Annotated in this window: 1 protein-coding gene; it reads left to right on the top strand. The window is 71.8% G+C overall.

Annotated features, from left to right (window positions below; translation table 11 throughout):
* On the top strand, window positions 1–805 hold an 805-nt coding region (locus AD72_RS35105; RefSeq protein ID WP_037348455.1), incomplete at both ends, for a ketoacyl-synthetase C-terminal extension domain-containing protein.

The following is an 805-nucleotide window of genomic DNA, read 5'->3' as shown; positions in this document are numbered from 1 at the left end:
GGGTGATCCGGGCGGCGCTGGCGAACTCGGGACTGTCCACAGCGGAAATCGACGCGGTGGAGGCACACGGCACCGGAACCACGCTCGGCGACCCGATCGAAGCGCAGGCCCTGCTGGCGACCTACGGCCGGGCCCGCGATGCCGAACCGCTGTACCTCGGCTCGGTGAAGTCCAACTTCGGGCACACCCAGGCGGCCGCGGGTGTCGCCGGAATCATCAAGATGGTGCAGGCCATGCGGCACGGGGTGCTCCCGCCGACGCTGCACGCGAGCACACCGACCCCGCACGTGGACTGGGAGGCCGGGGATGTCGCGCTGTTGACCGAAGGGCGGGACTGGCCGGACACCGGCCGGTCCCGCCGCTCGGCCGTGTCCTCCTTCGGGATCAGCGGCACCAACGCGCACGTGATCCTCGAACAGGCGCCCGCGGAACCCGCGGCGCCGCGCGAGCTCACCGATCCGGTCCTGGTGCCCTGGTTGCTTTCCGGCCGCAGCGCCGAGGGCTTGCGGGAACAGGCGGCCCGGCTCTCCACTGTCGAGGGTGAGCCCGTGGACATCGCCTGGTCGCTCGCCACGACCCGGACCGCGCACGAGCGGCGGGCCGTCGTGCTCGGCAGCTCGGATGCCGAGCTGCGGGCCGGGCTCGACGCGCTGGCCTCCGATGTGGACAGTGCGGCGATCGTGTCCGGCCGGGCACTCGGTGGTGGCACCGCGTTCCTGTTCACGGGTCAGGGTTCGCAGCGTTGGGGGATGGGGTCGGGTCTGTACCGGGCATTCCCGGTGTTCGCGGCTGCTTTTGATGAGGT

Origin of the sequence: Sciscionella sediminilitoris (assembly GCF_000737195.2) — a bacterium.
Classification (GTDB): domain Bacteria; phylum Actinomycetota; class Actinomycetes; order Mycobacteriales; family Pseudonocardiaceae; genus Sciscionella; species Sciscionella sediminilitoris.
Note: the sequence above shows the minus strand (reverse complement) of the source record. Positions and strands in the feature narration are given on the sequence as shown.